2 protein-coding genes and 1 pseudogene are annotated in these 1936 nt (G+C 56.5%); all 3 read left to right on the forward strand.

The features are described from left to right. A pseudogene (locus ACXJ7R_RS31325) lies at window positions 1–557 on the forward strand (beta-ketoacyl synthase N-terminal-like domain-containing protein); the annotation flags it as partial. Further along, a complete protein-coding gene (locus tag ACXJ7R_RS31330) occupies window positions 557–1501 on the forward strand; it encodes a DUF4150 domain-containing protein (protein ID WP_457155189.1) in 945 nt (314 codons plus the stop codon). The pseudogene ACXJ7R_RS31325 and the gene ACXJ7R_RS31330, both read left to right, overlap by 1 nt. Then, window positions 1494–1936 (forward strand): SMI1/KNR4 family protein (locus ACXJ7R_RS31335; protein WP_457155190.1); only part of this gene is annotated, 443 nt, incomplete at its 3' end. The genes ACXJ7R_RS31330 and ACXJ7R_RS31335, both read left to right, overlap by 8 nt.

The raw sequence follows: 1936 nt of genomic DNA on the forward strand, positions 1-1936 counted from the left end.
ATCTTGAACCGGAAACCCTCGAGTGGCTGGATGAAAACGAGCAACTCCACTCAGAGGGCAACATCTACGGCTTCTGTCCGGGCGAGGCGGCAGGATTCTGTCTGCTGACGACGTTGACTACTGCACGAGCGTTTGGGCTGCAACCTCTTCTCGAGATCGTCAGTGCCTCGACGGCGAGCGAAGAAAACAAGATCAAGACAGAGACGGTCGTGCTCGGCGAAGGGTTGGGCGCAGCCTTCCGCTTCCTTTTCGAGGACGCGCCGATCGATCCGGTCGGTCGCATCATCTGCGACATGAACGGCGAACGCTATCGCGGGAACGAATATGGCTTCGCTGTCATCCGCAACCCAGGCCGCTTCAAGGATGCGGCGGACTTCGAGACCCCGGCCGACTGTTGGGGCGATGTCGGCGCGGCGTCCGGTCCGCTGTTCGTTGGTTTGATAAGCGAGGCCGAAGCGCGGAACTACCAGAACGGGCCGCTGTCCCTGATCTGGGCGAGTTCCGAGAACGGCTCCCGTGCCGCCGTGCTGCTGGGCGGACCGAGGAGGACCGCCTGATGCCCAGTCATATCACGGTCAACGGCCTCGGGCTGACCTACAAAGGCACTATCGGCCTCTCGATAGCGACGATCCCCGATGTCTGCAAGACACCCAGCCCTGGTGGTCCGATCCCCCTGCCCTATCCCAACATCGCCACGCAAAGCTCATTGAAGGACGGCACGACGACCGTCCTCGCCAAGGGCGGCAAGATGATTGCGATTAAGGGCTCGCAGTATGGCATGAGTTCCGGCGACGAGCCCGGCACGGTCGGTGGCGTAAAGTCCAACGTCTTCAAGAAGGCAACGGATTGGATACTTTACTCGTTTGATGTGAAGATGGACGGCAAGAATGCCTGCCGACACACAGACAAGAAATTCCACAACGACAAGAATACCGTGAATTTGGCTGGCGATGTTGATCCATTGGGGCCAGCCAACACCAATCCATTGAAGATCGATTGTGCCAACGGCCCGGCGAAAAAGAAGGGCAAGAAGCACGTCAAATTCGACGATTGCGAGAAGCAAGAGATTTGCGCCAAGTGCGCGGCAATCAACGATGCCGCGAAGGCCGGTGAAATGAAACGTGTGACCTGGGATGGGAATCGCTCTGCGGGCTATGCCAAAAGGCGCACGCAAGGCAACACCGAATGCAAACGCCTCAAAGATGCGGCAGTGGCAAAAAAACCTGCCGAGATTGAGTTCTACAAAGACTGCGCGAAGGAAAAGGCGGAAGAGCAAGAATACTCCGGATTTAGCCCCGACCACAGCAACGAGCTCCAGTTGAATGGTCACCCAACGGATGCCAAGAATCTCAAATGGATGTCGAGCCGCGCGAATTCGTGGATGGGGTCGAGCATGAAGAAGTATCGCGCCAAGACGGATTTCTGGCGAAAGGGTGGAAACAAACCCCACACTGGGGTTTTCCCCAATTGTTGCGGATGGGAGGAGCCAGCAAGTGCCTAAGAAACCTGAACTGAAGGAGCTGATCGAAAAGATCGTTGAGGCCCAACAGAAGTATGACTCGCTCAAATACGACGAGGAATTGCCACACGAACTTGGCAGGCCGGCGACCGATGAAGAGATCGCCAAGCTTGAGAAACGGCTGGGCATACCGCTGCCGGAATCATATCGCGAATTTCTGAAGCTCCACAATGGCTGGAGTGATTTCGATGCTGGCGGCAAGCTGCTGTCCACGCAGGATCACGACAGCAAATGGGTAAAAGACAAAATCGAGTTCTGGGGCGACCTGTGGCCGGATGACGAGGACAACCCTTTCGACAACGGTGCGATCCCGGTCATGTTTGGCGAAGATCTGAGCCATTTCCTGGTACTTGATCCGTCCCGCGTTAAGAAGAATGGGAAAGTCGACTTCATCGAGTTCGAGGACATGTACCAGAG

Source organism: Mesorhizobium sp. P5_C1 (assembly GCF_054049815.1).

What these genes read in the sequence shown, in the direction of transcription:
- ACXJ7R_RS31330 (WP_457155189.1), top strand. Translation starts at nt 557, where the DNA reads ATGCCCAGTCATATCACGGTCAACGGCCTCGGGCTGACCTACAAAGGC.